We start from the raw sequence: 14,398 nt of genomic DNA, 5'->3' as shown, positions 1-14,398 counted from the left end.
TGTTCAAAAAATCCAAAGATTAAAAAAATTAAAGCAATGCTAAAGACTTCAAAAAAAAAATCAGATCCCACGATTTTTATCATTTTCGGCGGAACAGGAGATTTGACCAAGCGGAAAATAATGCCCGCGCTTTACAACCTTTTTCTCAATAAATGGTTGCCTGAAAATTTTGCAATTATTGGCACTTCGTCAACCAAAACGAATGTTCAAAAATATATTGATGACTTAAAATCTGCCGTCGACGAGTTTTCCCGAAATGGCAAAACCAATGAAGAAGACTGGAAAAGATTTTCCGCAAATATTACTTTTCAGGATGCTGATGTTACAGATTCTACAGCGTTTAAACCCTTTGCAAAACTGATTGATCAATATAAAAAGGAATGGCAGAAAACGCCTTCTATTATTTATTACTGCGCCGTGGCACCACGCTTTTTCTGCACGATAGCCGAAAATATTTCAAAAGCTAAACTCGAAAATGATCCGAAGACAACACGGATTATTATAGAAAAACCGTTTGGAATCGACCTGGAATCTGCCAGGGAACTCAACAAAAAACTGCTTGGTATTTTTGCAGAAACGCAGATTTACAGAATCGACCATTATTTGGGTAAAGAAGTGGTGCAGAATATCATGGCTTTCCGTTTTGCGAATTCTATTATGGAGCCACTTTGGAACCGAAATCATGTGGAGCACGTTCAGATTTCGGTTACGGAACAGATTGGGATCGAAGGTCGAGGTAATTATTTTGAACATGCGGGCATTTTGCGGGATATGATTCAAAATCATTTGTTGCAGTTGCTCTGTATTATTTCAATGGAACCACCGATAAACTTTAATGCCGATGAGGTTCGGGATAGAAAAGTGGATGTTTTAAAAGCAATGCGTAAAATTGAAACCGGAAAAGTGGAAACCATGTCTGCACGAGGCCAGTACAGTTCCGGATGGATAGAAGGGAAAGAAGTTTTAGGCTATCGCGAAGAGAAAAATGTAGATCCCGATTCGAATACAGAAACCTATGCTGCTCTAAAACTTTATGTGGATAACTGGCGCTGGCAAGGCGTTCCCTTTTATTTGAGAACAGGCAAGCGGCTTTTCAAATCAGCTTCTACAATTACCCTGCAGTTTCGGGAAATTCCGCACAATATTTTTCTGTCGGAAGAATCCGGTGCTCCAAAGCAAAACCGATTGGTGATCAGTATTCAACCCGATATGGCAATCCGTTTTCAACTGCAAAGTAAAGTTCCGGGGCTCGAAATGAATTTAAATACGGTAGATGTTATTTTTGATTATTCGGCAGGAAAAAAAACAGATTCGCCGGAAGCCTACGAAACCCTTTTGCTCGATGCTATTACCGGTGATCAAACGCTGTTTATGCGCGCTGACCAGGTAGAAGCTGCCTGGGAATTGATTATGCCGATCCTCAATTACTGGGAAAAAAATAAGGAACAGAATTTCCCCAACTATTCGGCAGATTCCTGGGGGCCGGAAAATGCCGAAGCCCTGATTGCAAAAGATGGTTATCATTGGTTCAACCTGCCTGATAATAAATAATAAGGTTTAAAATGGACTTAAATATTTACAATACTGTTGATGAAGTGATGAACGCTTTGGCTACGACCATTTGTCATGCTTCGGAATTGGCGATTAAAAAGCGCGGACAGTTTAATTTAGTGCTTTCCGGTGGAAGTTCACCGCGGAAATTATATGAGCTTTTGGCATCAAAAAGCTACCACAATAAAATTGCCTGGAATAAAACCTATTTTTTCTTTGGTGATGAACGGTTTGTTCCCGAAAATGATCCGCAGAGAAATTCGCTCATGGTGAAAGAAGTTTTATTTGATCCTCTGAAGATCAAAAAATCTCATATATTCAATGTCAATACGACCGGTTCTCCGGAAGAAGCTGCCCGGAAATATGAAGAAGCCATTGCAGCACATTTTCAAAACAAAACAGTTGAATTCGACTTTGTTCTGCTGGGTCTGGGCGATAATTCGCATACCGCTTCCCTTTTTCCAAATACATCAGTATTGGACGAAACTGAAGCTGCCATTAAATCCGTTTTTGTGAAAGAAGTGGAGATGTACAGGATTACAATGACTGCACCCCTGATAAATCAGGCCAGAAAAATTGCGTTTTTGGTTTTCGGAGAAGATAAATCCGAGGCGGTATTTCATGTTCTGAAAGATCAATCCGGTTCAGAAAAGCAATATCCAGCTCGTTTAATTATAAAAGAACAAAAGAAAGTGCAGTGGTTTTTAGATAAAAAAGCCGCGTCCCGACTATAGCTGAAAATATTTTCTGTAGTAGTTCGTATTAAATTTTCAAAAAATTCGAAAGCGTTTCCAAAAATAAATCCTACCGAAACTTCAGCTTGGAAAGTATTAACTGTGGACCAAACTCAGATGAAAAAAGTACAGTTGAAAGACCTTTTTAAAATCACTCCCATTTAACTTTTTTACAGAAAATAAACCAACCAATTCTTTTAAATCAAAGAGAAATCTGGGTGCCTTATGAACAGGAAATATTTGTTCAGGAAGTTATCTGGAGTATTTTCAGTTTTAACCCTTGGGATGGGGAACTCCGTAAACAATTGGACCAAAAGGCACTTGCTGAACCGGGCAAAATACCAAATTTAACGCTGCGAATCAGGGTGTGAATGGCGTAAATTATTTTAACAATTATGTAATGGATTTAAGTATAGAATTATTCACCTTTGAATGTCAATAGCGATTACGGTCTAAATAAAGAGGTAATTCTATAAGTTGTAATCACACATGCTTGATCATACAATTTAGAATAATAAAAGTTGATGAATGATATTCTGATAGCGGTTGAAATATAAATAATTTAAAACAATGAAAACAAAGAACACAAGTGCGAGTACATTGAAAAAATTATTTAAAACTGTTTTCACATTCGCATTATTTATAGCGATTTATGCCAATTTTGGCATGACCTGCGTTTCTGCGCAGTCACGAATTTCTGCAACGATTACCTACCAAACTTTTTATGATGAACTTTCCCCCTATGGACACTGGATTGAGTATTCAGGCTATGAGCATGTCTGGAGCCCCAATGTCGATGGAGATTTCCGACCTTATTTAACTAATGGAAGCTGGGAATACACCACCGATGGTTGGGCTTGGGTTTCCAATTATGATTGGGGTTGGGCACCTTTTCATTATGGCCGCTGGTTGTACGATCCTCTATATGGATGGTTATGGATTCCCGGTTATGAGTGGTCTCCGGCTTGGGTAACTTGGGGAGAAGTCGATGATTATTATGCCTGGGCACCTTTGGGACCGCTTGTAAATGTAGGTTTGGCTTATTATAACTGGAGACCTAATGCTTTTTACTGGAATATTGTTCGAAGAAATCATATTTATGACAGAGATGTATCCAGATTCGCTGAAGATCGAAGCAGAGATAATACTTTCGTAAATAGAATCCACACGCTCAATAATTTTAACAGAACATTTATCCATAATCAATATTATTCTCACGGACCGGAATTAAAAAATGTTGAAGAATACACCAGCCGGCGAATCACTCCTGTATCAATTAAATCAGCGGCGAAAATAATACCGGCAAAAAGAGAAGGTAATAATTTACATCTCTATCGTCCAGCCGTAGTTCATCCGCAACCCCCGGTTTTTAGAAGGATGAATATTGACAATGCTCCAATGAGAACAGGAGAAGAAAACTTCAGGCAACAAAACAATAATAATAGAAATTCACAATTAATTGAGAATAATCGGCAAGATCAAAATAGGGAGGCCAGAAAAACACGTTCTTTAGAGAAAGCCCCTCGAAACCAAAATATGGAGGTCCGAACATCACCATTATTAGAAAGAAGACGTCAAATTTATAATACAGAAGAACAGAGAATGCCTCCTGTAGATAGAGCTACCCAGAGACAAAATATAGAGCGTATGCCTGAAATGAGAAGTCCGGCACGTTCTTTCGAAAGCAGAATGCCGCAGGGTTCAGGTAGAAGAAGATAAAATGATTCCAGATCGAGGATATTCTTACTATTTTGAAAAAATACCGCTAAGTTTTTTTTTAACATTTTTCTCATATAGCAGGTTTGCTGTCATTAAAAAATCTCTTTTAATGGTTTAAACACCGAAAATATTAGACTTCATTTTAGCTGGTTTAAAAAAATTAGGTGTTGCGCTTATAAAGTAGCGTTCGGTCTTTCTGATAAAAATAAGTTTTAATAAATCATCATAATTAAATTCTAAAAAAATGAAAAAGTCAATTTTAATTTTAGCGATGATAGGATTGGGTTTTCAGTCCTATGCACAAGATAGAGAAGTTCTTTACAGTGCTGTCCTGAAAAGAGGAGACGTTCCGGAAGTTGTCCTTAAATCAATTGAAACAAATTTTCCGAATTACGTTGTGGAAGGTTATAATGCGGTCCCTATTGATTATGTAGCGGGAAATGTATATGTGAATAACGATGTAGACCTTTCCGATATAGATAGTTATCAGATAACAATTTCTTCAAAGAATAAAAAACTTGTCGCCAATTTGGATGGAGACGGTAAATTGATGAGCACTGTAGAAAATATAAAAAATATTCCTCCGCCATCAGCCGTGTCCCAATCTATCGCATCAGCATATCCCGGCTGGACTATCGGCAAAGATAACTATCATATGATTAATTATGCTAATGGAAAAACTATTGAGCATTACAGATTCCTTCTTTATAAAGACGGAAAAACCAAACGGGTTCATACCGATGCCAACGGTAAAATTCTAAAGTAAAATTGATTCTAAATTGATAAAAATGATAACAGCGAAGTATATTGTACTTGCCGCGATTTTTCTAACCTTAACCAATTGCAAAAAGAGGAAGATGGGTGATCAAGTAATGAATAATAAAGTCCAAACTACACCCTATGAATCTGATATTAAATTTGCTGAAGCTTTAAAATTTATTGGAAAAGAGCAATTTCCAAAAGCTTCAAAAAGAATTAAAGAAGGAATTGCTGCTTTCAATAAAGAAGCGAAAAACCTTAATAAAATAGAAAAACAAAAACTAGATTCTCTTAACTCTCACTTAATTAAGGTTTCAAATGATCTCGAAAACGGGAAGGCTTTTCAGATCAGTCAAATAAGAAATCTTATCGCCAATGCCGAGATTATCGTGAATCACAGTTACTTAAGCAGTATTGACCTGTTGATTTGGGAAGATCCAGACGCTGCAGAAATAAACACAACCTCCAAAAGATTAGATGTTACTTTTGCTAACCTTAAAAATACAGAAGGGACAGTAAAAGAAGATGCGCAAAAAGATCATCAGGATTTGGTTACCGAAGGGGAAAAATTGAAGGACGAACATGAAGTTTTGGAGAAAAGAACTATAGATTTCAACAAAAAAGTTAATGATCACTTTAAGAAGAATTTTCCGGAATTATCTTATTTAAATTAGAGGACTAAAATGTTTTTATATAAATTTTTAAAATTAATCTAAAGGAAAAGTGATGTTCCATAGCATCCGCAAAATGAATACCATTTTTTTATCTCCCAATTATTTCGATTGGGAGATTTTTTCCTCTTAAAATAAATGTCAATTTTAAAAAGAGAAGGCTGGTTTTTTCAGCAGTTGCTTTAATTAAAGAATGAATAATGACCAAAATAATCAATGTTATTAATTATTTTTAACAGCAGTATATATTTAATTTACGGTGTTTCTAAACGGTTTCAATAATTCCCATCGCCGCATAATACGCAGCCCCGATCAAAGCCGTCTGATCGTTCAGCACTATTTTCACGGGAACTGTTTTTAGCAGATGTTCCATACGCCCGAAGCTTATAAAGTTTTTATAAAATTCTTCTTTATTAATGAGACCCAGAATTTTAGGAGCAATCCCGCCACCGATATACAGGCCACCGGTTGCCTTCGTTTTTAAGGCAAGCTGTGCCGATTCCACACTGAGGTATCTTATGAAGAGATGCAGAGTTTCAGTACATATCGGATCTTTTTTTTCCAGAGCGGCGCTAGAAATTACAATAGGCGGATCTTCATTTTGAAATTGTTTCGTGAGCCACTCGGGTTCTTTTTCATTTCTGAAGTTTCGTAAAAATTGATAGATATTATGAATCCCCTGGCCTGAAATAACCCTTTCACAGCTAATGTGATCAAATTTTGTTTTTAGAAATTTCCAAAATTCTACATCAAGGGGAGTGCTGGGTGCAAAATTACAATGTCCACCCTCGGTCGCATACGGATGATAATGTGAACCGTCCCAATACATTCCGGCCTCGCCAAGACCCGTGCCCGGCGAAATTACTGCTGCATTGCCTTCTGATTTCTCACCTTGTGTCAAAACTTCAAAGTCGGTTTCTTCAAGTGCGGTTAATCCGTAAGCGTTGGCTTCCAGATCATTAATCAGAAATACCCGTTTAATGTTTAAATCAGATTCTAATTTTTTAGCATCGATTTCCCATGCAAAATTTACGCCGCGAACTTTGTCTCCATCCACGGTACCGGCGACACCCAAACAGGCACAATCAATCGGGGAGGATTTATCTTCGTGAAAATGAAGAATTGCCTTTACAAAAGAATCGTGATCAGTAGTAGGATAGCGCTTATTTTTAATTGAAACTAATTTCCCTTTTTGAATTTCAAAAAGTGCCACATTCGTTTTCGTTCCCCCTACATCTGCCGCCAAAACCATCCCAGAATCGGGTAATTTATTTTTGCGGGAAGGATAGGCCATGGGTAAAATGGCATCTGAAATATCGGGTAATGAAATTGATTTAAAATTCTCCATTTTTGATTGCTTTTAATAGTTGTGCGATTGCGCTGGAATTTTGTTTTATATGGCTTTTAATTTTCCGGCAGGCTTTCCGGGACTGTCATTTTTGCTACACCTATTCTGTCATCGGCCATTCCGTAATACACATCAATTCTGTTGGGTTGGCCGATGTCGTCACGGCGGTCTGTGCCGGTAGGAAATACGACATTACCAACGGTTCCGATTTTTTCTTCCGGTAAATCTGGAAATAAAACAGGTTTCGTGGAGCGGTATAATATTTTTTGGGGCTCTTTTTCAGATAAAATCATCACGCCTGCAGAATAAGAATATTTAGGATAATCTTTAGTGCAGTTTTCATGTTTTTGTACGCCATGATAAATGATTAACCAACCATGTTTTGTCAGGATTGGAGGGGCACCGCCGCCAATTTTTAAATTTTCCCAGGAGTAAACAGGATTGGCTAAACAATGATGGGACGTGAATTTTGCATTTCGTAAAGAAGTGTCTTTTCCTGCTTTCAGGTTGAAATAAGAAATCCATATACTTTCCTTATTTTTATCGATATTTCGGTATTCGCCCCTTTTAACTGTTTCTTCCGGAATACTTTCAGGAAAAAGAGGCCGGTGCAACATGGCAATAGAAGTGTGGTGGTGCGGACTGGGCAGAGCAATGGGAAAAAAACTGGCATCTTTATCATCTACATTATTAAAATCAAGTGGATGATAAAGAGTGTAACCAATCAAACCCATTCTTTCCCAGGTGAAAAGATCTTTCGATCTTGCCATGGCGATGCGCGGCCCGTGTGGGCCATAAGCCGTATAAGTCATAATATAATGTTCCACAGGCTTTACGTAGGTTATCCGCGGATCCTCGCAACCGCCACCGCCATTCGGACGTTTCTCATAGTCTGCTTCAGGTTCCAGCACAACTCCCAAACGTTCTACGCCGACGGGATCACCAGCTTCATTAAACTGTACTTTTGCAATACCGATCCGTGAGTAATTATTCCTGGCTACCAAACGCGGGAAAAGATAAAGATTTCCGTCCGGACCGCGGGTTACTGCAGGGTTCAGTACGCCTTCGACTTCCAATTCATTTCCTTCCTCCGGTTTCATGATGGTGCAAAGTCGATGTAATTTGAAAGGTATCATTGTTTTTTAATTTTTGGAGGTTAAGCAGGCAATGATTGTTTCAATAATTCTTTTGGTTTCATCTGGATCTCTTACCTGAATACAGTCTGCGCCGGTATTTCGGGCAGGATAATCGTTGCCGCCTTCAAATAATGCATCGCCGATAAAGAGCATTTCAGGAATTTTTATTTCTAAAATTTCATTAAGTTTTCTTATTCCATACGCCTTATCAATCCCCGGCTTTACAATATCGATGGAGGTTGTTCCGCCCATACCGATCGAAAATTCGCTTAACGTTTCTTTCAGTGGTTCGACAATTTTTTTACGTTTTTCAAAATCCGGATCCCACACTTTTTTCTGATCCAGTGGTGCCTGTTGTCCTAATGCCGAAAAGGTAATCTGACTTCCCCGGTCTTCAATTTGCGCGCCCCAGGTTTTTTTGATGTCCAGATGGGCTGCTTCTATTGCGGTATGCAGATTGTTCAGAATTTTTTCTCTTTCTTCCGCAGTGAAATTTTCTTCGTACAATTTTTTCCAATCTTTCCTGTAGCGGTAAAACTTTGTTCCACAAGTCGGAAGAATCATTTATTTTTTAAGCATCGCTTTCGTTGGTAAATACTTCAATACCTGTGTTTCGAACTGAGGCCAGTCACCACCGGATATAATAGCGACCTGGGCAACTTCGAGTAAATTATTTAAGAGGTCAGCCATTTCCCTGTCAATAGCTGATTTGCTCTTTGTCAAAGTACCGTCTAAATCAAAAACAATGAGTTTTTTCATCTTTTTTTAATTCAGTTTTTATCGGATATAGCGATTTGCAGCAGCGTGATTTCTTGCGCCGGATGAAGATCGAGCAGTCCGATAAGTGCCGGCAGAAGCATCACTTCACCTTTATCGATGGGGTAATCTTTACCGTTGTAATTCATTGAGCCCCCGCCATCAATGCAGACTAAAATTGCCGGTTCATCTTTAAAGCCCACCATACAATCTGATTCGGTCTTAATTCGCCAGACTTTAAAGTGTTCATTATCGAAAAGTTTTTCGGTATCTTTAAGATCTGGGGTTTTTAAAGGGATCACCGGTCCAATATCCACTTGATTAAAATCAATACAGGCCACGGCTTCGTGCACCTGAAGCTCGCGGGGTTTTCCCGTTTTCTGATCGGTTCGATCCCAGTCGTAGAGGCGGAAAGTGACATCACTGTTTTCCTGAACTTCAAAAACGACCGTCCCGCCAAGGGTGTGAACCGCTCCGGAATGAATAAATACGGCGTCGTCTTTTTTGGGCACAAAACTGTGGAGACAATCGGATACGGAATTGTTTTTAATGGATTCCAGCAGTTTCTCTTTCGTTATTCCTTTTTTTAAACCCGCATAGATTCGGCTGTCTTCACTGGTTTCCAAAACGACCCAGGCTTCCGTTTTTCCTGAATCGCCGTCGGGAATATATTCTTTTTGATGATCCGAAGGATGCACCTGTACCGACAGTACTTCTTTGCAGTCTAGAAATTTTAACAAAAGCGGAAAATGATCGAAATGGCCGCCCAATTTACCCATAATTTCGTACCGGAAATCCTGCATTAACTTTGTCAAAGTTGTTCCTTTCAGTGCTCCTTCGGACACCTCGTTTGCATAATCTTTCCGGTCGCTTAACAGCCATGCTTCGCCCACGGGCTCGTCTTCAGGAAGTGGTTTTGAAAGTAAATTTTCTAATCTCCTGCCGCCCCATAACCGATATTGATAAATAGGATCGAATTTTAAAGGATACATTTGATTGCTCATCTTGATAAGTTTAGAATAATGAACAGCTGTTTATTTTAATAGGTCAAATCCCGCGTAAAAACTTCCGGTTTTCATATTACTTTAAAATTGAAAGATTTAGTCAGTTTTTGAATATAGATCAAACGTAAATATGAGTTATAATTACCTGAAAAGTGTTACATATTTGCCGTAAGAATTACATATATGACAGATTTTAATGAAGCGGAATAAAGGATGAAATTAATTATTACTAAATTCGTTTTTTTTATTTTCATTGGTGTTTACGACAATGATTTTTTTAAATACGGAAAGGCAAGACTATGAGATCATTAACATCATTTCTGCCAGAGATTTAAATTTTCAATAAAAAAGAAATCCGACCAAGATTCGAAATAGTGGAAAAATAATAATATTTTATTATTTGAAGGGGACAGGAATATACCACCTCTATGCTGATAGCGCTGTAAAAATTTATCAGATCCAGGTTAATGAAGCAAATATAATCACTACAATGGGATCAAATACTTTGGTAACTGCTGAACCTTCTGTAAGCAAGATCCCTACCGTTGTTTTTTCTGAAGGCAATAAGGTATATGTTTCTAAAGTTGCAGGCGATAGCAAAGTAAATATTTACAATACCAATGGCGGACTGTAAAATCTGCAGATACAAAAAATGATATCAGTCTTGAATTAAAAACAGGAGTGTATATCGTAAACGTATAGACTGATAAAGGCGTAAAATCCTAAAAAGTTTTAGTCAAATAAACTTATTTGAAATGTCATTTTTCAAATTATATTTAGAAAGGCAGCGATAATTTATTGCTGCCTTTTTTGTTTCAGTTATGGAACGTGACTTAGAGAAGGTTGAAATGTAACTTTCCTGCGAAAGTGAAATATCACAAATCATTCCTATCCTCATTGGAATATCCCATTTTTGTTAATATTTTATCCAGCAGACACCAGTTCGTTACTGAAGACTGCAGTAAATTAATGCCCACAAATCCTGTTAACCACAACCAGTTTTGGCTCACATAAATTGATAAAAGAATGCTCACCAAAATCATGGTTCCGGCAAATGCGTGGATTATTCTATTTCTCATAATTTTTTATTTAATTTTTAAAATTGCTGTTCTAAAGCGACAAGCGCAATGTGGATCTTGGAAAGTGTTTCTTGTTTTCCATTGAATTCTCTGATTTTTTCCAGAATTTGAACGGAATTTTCCGCCGATACAAAAACCGTGAATAACAAAGATTCTGTTTCTGAATAGGAAGATGCGAACCAATTTTCTAATGCATTGCTGGTTTTTTCATTCTTAAAACCTTGAACAGTGTGATAAGTGAAAGATTTTGCCCCGGATTTCACCAGTATATTTTTCATGTCATTTTCAAATTCCGTGATGGCCGTGATGAGTAATAATTTCATAGTTTGATGTTTTAAATTTCTCTGCTGAAATAGTTTCCAGCAGAGAAATGAGTTAATTAATCCTTAAGATTTTCTTCAATGGAATCGGGTTCTGCTTTTATAACTACAGGCTCATTCTGAAGCCATTTGTCCTTTTCAGACATGTAATAAATCAGCGGAATGACAATCAGCGTGAGTAAAGTGGAAATAATAGCTCCAAATACCAGCGAAATTGCCAATCCCTGGAAAATTGGATCGAAGAGAATGACTACCGCACCGATTACAACTGCTCCAGTAGTTAATAAAATTGGTGTTGTTCTTACCGCTCCGGCTTCAATGATTGCTTGTTTAATGGGTGTTCCTTCCTTCAGGCGGATTTCAATAAAATCAATGAGAAGAATTGAGTTTCTCACCATTATTCCGGCCAAAGCAATCATTCCGATAAACGAAGTTGCCGTAAAGAAAGCGCCTAATAACCAGTGTCCAAGCACGATTCCGATTAATGAAAGTGGAATTGGAATCATCATCAGAACCGGAGTTTTGAAGTTTTGAAACCAACCCACAATCAACATATAAATAATGAGGATGACCACTAAAAACGCCGCTCCCAAATCCCGGAAAACCTCCAAAGTGATTTGCCATTCTCCGTCCCATTTCACGGTGTAATCGGATTCATCTTTCGGAGCATTCATGTACAGTTCATTCAAAGAATATCCTGCCGGAAGTTGAATGTTTTTCAGTTTTTTATCCATTCCGAGAATCGCATAAGCCGGACTTTCTAATCCTCCAGCCATATCTGCAAGGATATAAACCACGCGTTTCTGGTCTTTTCGGTAAATTGATTTTTCTAACGTTTCCCGTTGAACTTTCACCAAATCACTAACAGGAACCATTCCGCTTTGACCTTTTACTTTCAGATCGGTAATGTCTGAAATACTGGTTTTATAGCCATCTTTTAATTTCATCACAATATTAACGGCGTCATTGGATTTTGGATCATATAAATTCCCGATGGAATGTTCGCCAATCAGATAAGTGAGGTTTCCTACAATTTGTTGTGGAACAATGCCGTTCAACATTGTTTTTTCTTTATCAGCCACAATTTTGAATTCCGTTTGTGGCGATTCTACCATCCAGTCCACATCCACAACATCATCCGTATTGATGAGGATTTTCTGAACTTCATCTGCAATTCTCACCTGCTCATTATAATCAGGACCGTAAACTTCCGCAACAATGGTGGATAAAACCGGTGGTCCTGGCGGAACTTCTACAATTTTTACATTCGCACCGTATTTTTTCGCAATCCTGTGAATTTCTGGGCGAATGACTTTTGCAATATCGTGACTTTGCAGATTCCGGTCTTCTTTATGCAAAAGATTCACCTGAATATCCGCTGTATTGCTGCTTCCACGCATGTCGTAATGACGAACCAATCCATTAAAAGTAATGGGAGATGCCGACCCAATATAAGATTGATAATCCACCACTTCCGGCACGGTTTTCAGATATTGCGCGATGTCTTGTGTAGCGGCCGCAGTTCTTTCTAAAGTCGTTCCTTCGGGCATATCGATGACCACTTGAACTTCATTTTTGTTGTCAAACGGAAGCATTTTTACCGCCACCCATTTTGCACCAAAAGCCAACATGGAAATCATTAATAATATAAAAGTAACTCCGAGCATCGTCCATCTTTTTTTACCATTATCCAGCAATGGTTGCTCAATATTTTTGTAAATTTTGTAGATGAAACCTGTTTCCAGACCCTGTTCTTCTTTATGTTCTTCAGAATCTTTTACTTTTAATAAATGGAATCCTAAATAAGGGGTAATCGTCAATGCCACGAAAAGGGAAAGTAACATCGCAATCGACGCTCCAATAGGCATTGGCGACATATAAGGCCCCATCATTCCGGAGACAAATGCCATCGGTAAAATCGCTGCAATTACCGTAAATGTTGCCAAAATTGTCGGATTTCCTACTTCGTTGATGGCGAAAATAGCGGCTTGCCTGAACGGTAATTTCTTCATGTGGAAATGCCGGTGCATATTTTCTGCAATGATAATACTGTCATCAACAACGATTCCCACTACGAAAACCAGGGCGAAAAGCGTAATTCTATTGAGCGTATAACCCAACATATAATAGGAAAAAAGCGTTAAAGCAAAAGTTAAAGGAACCGATAGAAACACGACTAGTCCGCCTCTCCATCCCATGGCAAGCATCACCAAAATGGTTACGGCAACAATGGCGATTCCCAAGTGTCCCATTAATTCTGAAACTTTATGAGACGCAGTTTCCCCGTAATTCCGGGTGACTTCTACATGAACATCATTGGGAATTAGAGTTTTCTTTAAAGTTTCTACTTTTGCTAAAATTTCCTCGGAAATATGCATTGCATCTGCACCTTTAACTTTCGAAACAGAAAGCGTTACCGCAGGATATTCTGATAAGAAACTCTTGCCTTTTTCGGTTGCGTTTCCATATCCGAAATTTACATAATTCGTGGAAGAGGAAGCACCGTCTTCAATTTTTGCTACCTGTTTCAAATAAACCGGCATATTTTGCGAAGTTCCGATCACGAGATTTCCGACCTCTTCGGCAGAACTTAAAAATTCACCTGTTGTGAGTAAATATTCCTGATCGTTACTGGAGAAACTTCCGGATTGGGAACTTCCGTTATTCGCCTGAATCATCTGCATAATTCCCAATGCATCTACATTGGATTCTGCCATTTTATCTTTATCAACAATTACTTTTAACTGTCGGCTTCTTCCTCCAATCACGTTAGTTAAAGAAACATCTTTCACCTTTTTTATTTCAGATGAAAGTTCTTCTGTAATTTGTCTTAACTGAAAATCGTTATATTTTTCGCTCCAAAGCGTTAAACCCAACATAGGAACATCGTCGATGGAACGCGTTTTTATCAAAGGTTCATACACTCCTTTTGGGAAGATGTTTTTGTTCTTCATCATCTCATCGTAGAGTTTCACGTAAGAACGTTCGGTGTCTTCGCCCACGTAAAATTGTACGATAATCATGGCTTTTCCGTTCATCGCCATGCTGTGAACATGCTCTACACCTTTGATGTTGGAAATTATTTTTTCCAAAGGTTTCACCACGCGGTTTTCTACTTCTGTGGGATTTGCACCGGGATAACCGACCATTACATCTGCCATCGGAACAATGATCTGCGGCTCTTCTTCTCTCGGTATTAAAGTGGAACTGTATGCGCCAATTACCATCAAAGCAACCATTAATAGAATGGTGAGTTTTGAATTGATAAAGACTTTGGCAATCTTCCCTGCTATTCCTTCTTGCATAATTTTAAATTTTAGT

At 38.2% G+C, this 14,398-nt stretch carries 15 protein-coding genes; 7 read left to right on the top strand and 8 right to left on the bottom strand.

Annotated features, from left to right (window positions below):
• Nucleotides 1–36 precede the first annotated feature (36 nt).
• The 6 genes from zwf to QF004_RS11660 all read left to right on the top strand — a co-directional run bounded on the left by zwf (nucleotide 37) and on the right by QF004_RS11660 (nucleotide 5,437).
• Nucleotides 37–1,551, top strand: coding sequence for a glucose-6-phosphate dehydrogenase (gene zwf, locus QF004_RS11685; protein WP_307426514.1), 1,515 nt, complete (start codon nucleotides 37–39; stop codon nucleotides 1,549–1,551).
• Nucleotides 1,552–1,562: 11 nt separating this feature from the next.
• Entirely contained in the window at nucleotides 1,563–2,285 is a 723-nt protein-coding gene (gene pgl, locus QF004_RS11680) for a 6-phosphogluconolactonase (RefSeq protein WP_307426510.1), read from the top strand.
• A gap of 218 nt (nucleotides 2,286–2,503) precedes the next feature.
• Complete coding sequence (locus QF004_RS11675) at nucleotides 2,504–2,656, top strand: hypothetical protein (protein WP_307426508.1); 153 nt, start codon at nucleotides 2,504–2,506, stop codon at nucleotides 2,654–2,656.
• A 199-nt stretch (nucleotides 2,657–2,855) separates the two neighbouring features.
• The gene (locus tag QF004_RS11670) at nucleotides 2,856–4,004 is read left to right on the top strand and encodes a DUF6600 domain-containing protein (protein ID WP_307426504.1); all 1,149 of its coding nucleotides are present in this window, start codon (nucleotides 2,856–2,858) and stop codon (nucleotides 4,002–4,004) included.
• 244 nt (nucleotides 4,005–4,248) lie between these two features.
• Nucleotides 4,249–4,770 (top strand): hypothetical protein, encoded by a 522-nt coding sequence (locus tag QF004_RS11665; protein ID WP_133438574.1) that lies wholly within the window; start codon nucleotides 4,249–4,251, stop codon nucleotides 4,768–4,770.
• A 91-nt stretch (nucleotides 4,771–4,861) separates the two neighbouring features.
• Nucleotides 4,862–5,437, top strand: a complete 576-nt coding sequence (locus QF004_RS11660) for a hypothetical protein (protein ID WP_133438573.1) — start codon at nucleotides 4,862–4,864, stop codon at nucleotides 5,435–5,437.
• A 262-nt stretch (nucleotides 5,438–5,699) separates the two neighbouring features.
• On the opposite strand, the gene glk is transcribed toward QF004_RS11660, so the two are convergent.
• The 5 genes from glk to QF004_RS11635 are packed head-to-tail and all read right to left on the bottom strand — an operon-like array spanning nucleotide 5,700 to nucleotide 9,678.
• Nucleotides 5,700–6,782, bottom strand: a complete 1,083-nt coding sequence (gene glk, locus QF004_RS11655; RefSeq protein ID WP_307426500.1) for a glucokinase — start codon at nucleotides 6,780–6,782, stop codon at nucleotides 5,700–5,702.
• A 56-nt stretch (nucleotides 6,783–6,838) separates the two neighbouring features.
• Nucleotides 6,839–7,918 (bottom strand): glycosidase, encoded by a 1,080-nt coding sequence (locus tag QF004_RS11650; RefSeq protein WP_133438571.1) that lies wholly within the window; start codon nucleotides 7,916–7,918, stop codon nucleotides 6,839–6,841.
• Nucleotides 7,919–7,924: 6 nt separating this feature from the next.
• Nucleotides 7,925–8,482, bottom strand: coding sequence for an HAD-IIB family hydrolase (locus QF004_RS11645; RefSeq protein WP_307426497.1), 558 nt, complete (start codon nucleotides 8,480–8,482; stop codon nucleotides 7,925–7,927).
• Nucleotides 8,483–8,677: a hypothetical protein gene (locus QF004_RS11640; RefSeq protein WP_307426494.1), complete on the bottom strand. Its 195-nt coding sequence runs from the start codon at nucleotides 8,675–8,677 to the stop codon at nucleotides 8,483–8,485.
• Between the two features lie 11 nt (nucleotides 8,678–8,688).
• On the bottom strand, nucleotides 8,689–9,678 hold the full coding sequence (locus tag QF004_RS11635) for a type I phosphomannose isomerase catalytic subunit (RefSeq protein ID WP_307426491.1): 990 nt from the start codon (nucleotides 9,676–9,678) through the stop codon (nucleotides 8,689–8,691).
• Nucleotides 9,679–10,168: 490 nt separating this feature from the next.
• On the opposite strand from QF004_RS11635, the gene QF004_RS11630 reads away from it, so the two are divergent.
• A complete protein-coding gene (locus QF004_RS11630) occupies nucleotides 10,169–10,312 on the top strand; it encodes a hypothetical protein (RefSeq protein WP_307426488.1) in 144 nt (47 codons plus the stop codon).
• A 241-nt stretch (nucleotides 10,313–10,553) separates the two neighbouring features.
• Here the strand turns inward: QF004_RS11630 and QF004_RS11625 are convergent, their stop codons facing one another.
• Genes QF004_RS11625 through QF004_RS11615 form a run of 3 tightly spaced genes read right to left on the bottom strand, consistent with a single transcriptional unit; the run spans nucleotide 10,554 to nucleotide 14,382 of the window.
• Nucleotides 10,554–10,757, bottom strand: coding sequence for a DUF2892 domain-containing protein (locus tag QF004_RS11625; protein WP_133438568.1), 204 nt, complete (start codon nucleotides 10,755–10,757; stop codon nucleotides 10,554–10,556).
• A gap of 17 nt (nucleotides 10,758–10,774) precedes the next feature.
• Complete coding sequence (locus tag QF004_RS11620; protein ID WP_133438567.1) at nucleotides 10,775–11,080, bottom strand: hypothetical protein; 306 nt, start codon at nucleotides 11,078–11,080, stop codon at nucleotides 10,775–10,777.
• A 56-nt stretch (nucleotides 11,081–11,136) separates the two neighbouring features.
• Nucleotides 11,137–14,382 (bottom strand): efflux RND transporter permease subunit, encoded by a 3,246-nt coding sequence (locus tag QF004_RS11615; RefSeq protein ID WP_307426485.1) that lies wholly within the window; start codon nucleotides 14,380–14,382, stop codon nucleotides 11,137–11,139.
• Between the last annotated feature and the right edge of the window lie 16 nt (nucleotides 14,383–14,398).

It is taken from the genome of Chryseobacterium sp. MDT2-18 (assembly GCF_030815285.1).
Taxonomy (GTDB): Bacteria; Bacteroidota; Bacteroidia; order Flavobacteriales; family Weeksellaceae; genus Kaistella; species Kaistella salivictor.
Note: the sequence above shows the minus strand (reverse complement) of the source record. Positions and strands in the feature narration are given on the sequence as shown.

Excerpts from the sequence above, each read along its gene's own strand:
- glk (WP_307426500.1), bottom strand. The coding sequence starts at position 6,782 with ATGGAGAATTTTAAATCAATTTCATTACCCGATATTTCAGATGCCATT.
- QF004_RS11625 (WP_133438568.1), bottom strand. The coding sequence starts at position 10,757 with ATGAGAAATAGAATAATCCACGCATTTGCCGGAACCATGATTTTGGTG.
- QF004_RS11620 (WP_133438567.1), bottom strand. The coding sequence starts at position 11,080 with ATGAAATTATTACTCATCACGGCCATCACGGAATTTGAAAATGACATG.
- QF004_RS11640 (WP_307426494.1), bottom strand. The coding sequence starts at position 8,677 with ATGAAAAAACTCATTGTTTTTGATTTAGACGGTACTTTGACAAAGAGC.
- QF004_RS11670 (WP_307426504.1), top strand. The coding sequence starts at position 2,856 with ATGAAAACAAAGAACACAAGTGCGAGTACATTGAAAAAATTATTTAAA.
- QF004_RS11630 (WP_307426488.1), top strand. The coding sequence starts at position 10,169 with ATGGGATCAAATACTTTGGTAACTGCTGAACCTTCTGTAAGCAAGATC.
- pgl (WP_307426510.1), top strand. The coding sequence starts at position 1,563 with ATGGACTTAAATATTTACAATACTGTTGATGAAGTGATGAACGCTTTG.
- QF004_RS11635 (WP_307426491.1), bottom strand. The coding sequence starts at position 9,678 with ATGAGCAATCAAATGTATCCTTTAAAATTCGATCCTATTTATCAATAT.
- QF004_RS11645 (WP_307426497.1), bottom strand. The coding sequence starts at position 8,482 with ATGATTCTTCCGACTTGTGGAACAAAGTTTTACCGCTACAGGAAAGAT.
- QF004_RS11660 (WP_133438573.1), top strand. The coding sequence starts at position 4,862 with ATGGGTGATCAAGTAATGAATAATAAAGTCCAAACTACACCCTATGAA.
- QF004_RS11665 (WP_133438574.1), top strand. The coding sequence starts at position 4,249 with ATGAAAAAGTCAATTTTAATTTTAGCGATGATAGGATTGGGTTTTCAG.
- zwf (WP_307426514.1), top strand. The coding sequence starts at position 37 with ATGCTAAAGACTTCAAAAAAAAAATCAGATCCCACGATTTTTATCATT.
- QF004_RS11650 (WP_133438571.1), bottom strand. The coding sequence starts at position 7,918 with ATGATACCTTTCAAATTACATCGACTTTGCACCATCATGAAACCGGAG.
- QF004_RS11615 (WP_307426485.1), bottom strand. The coding sequence starts at position 14,382 with ATGCAAGAAGGAATAGCAGGGAAGATTGCCAAAGTCTTTATCAATTCA.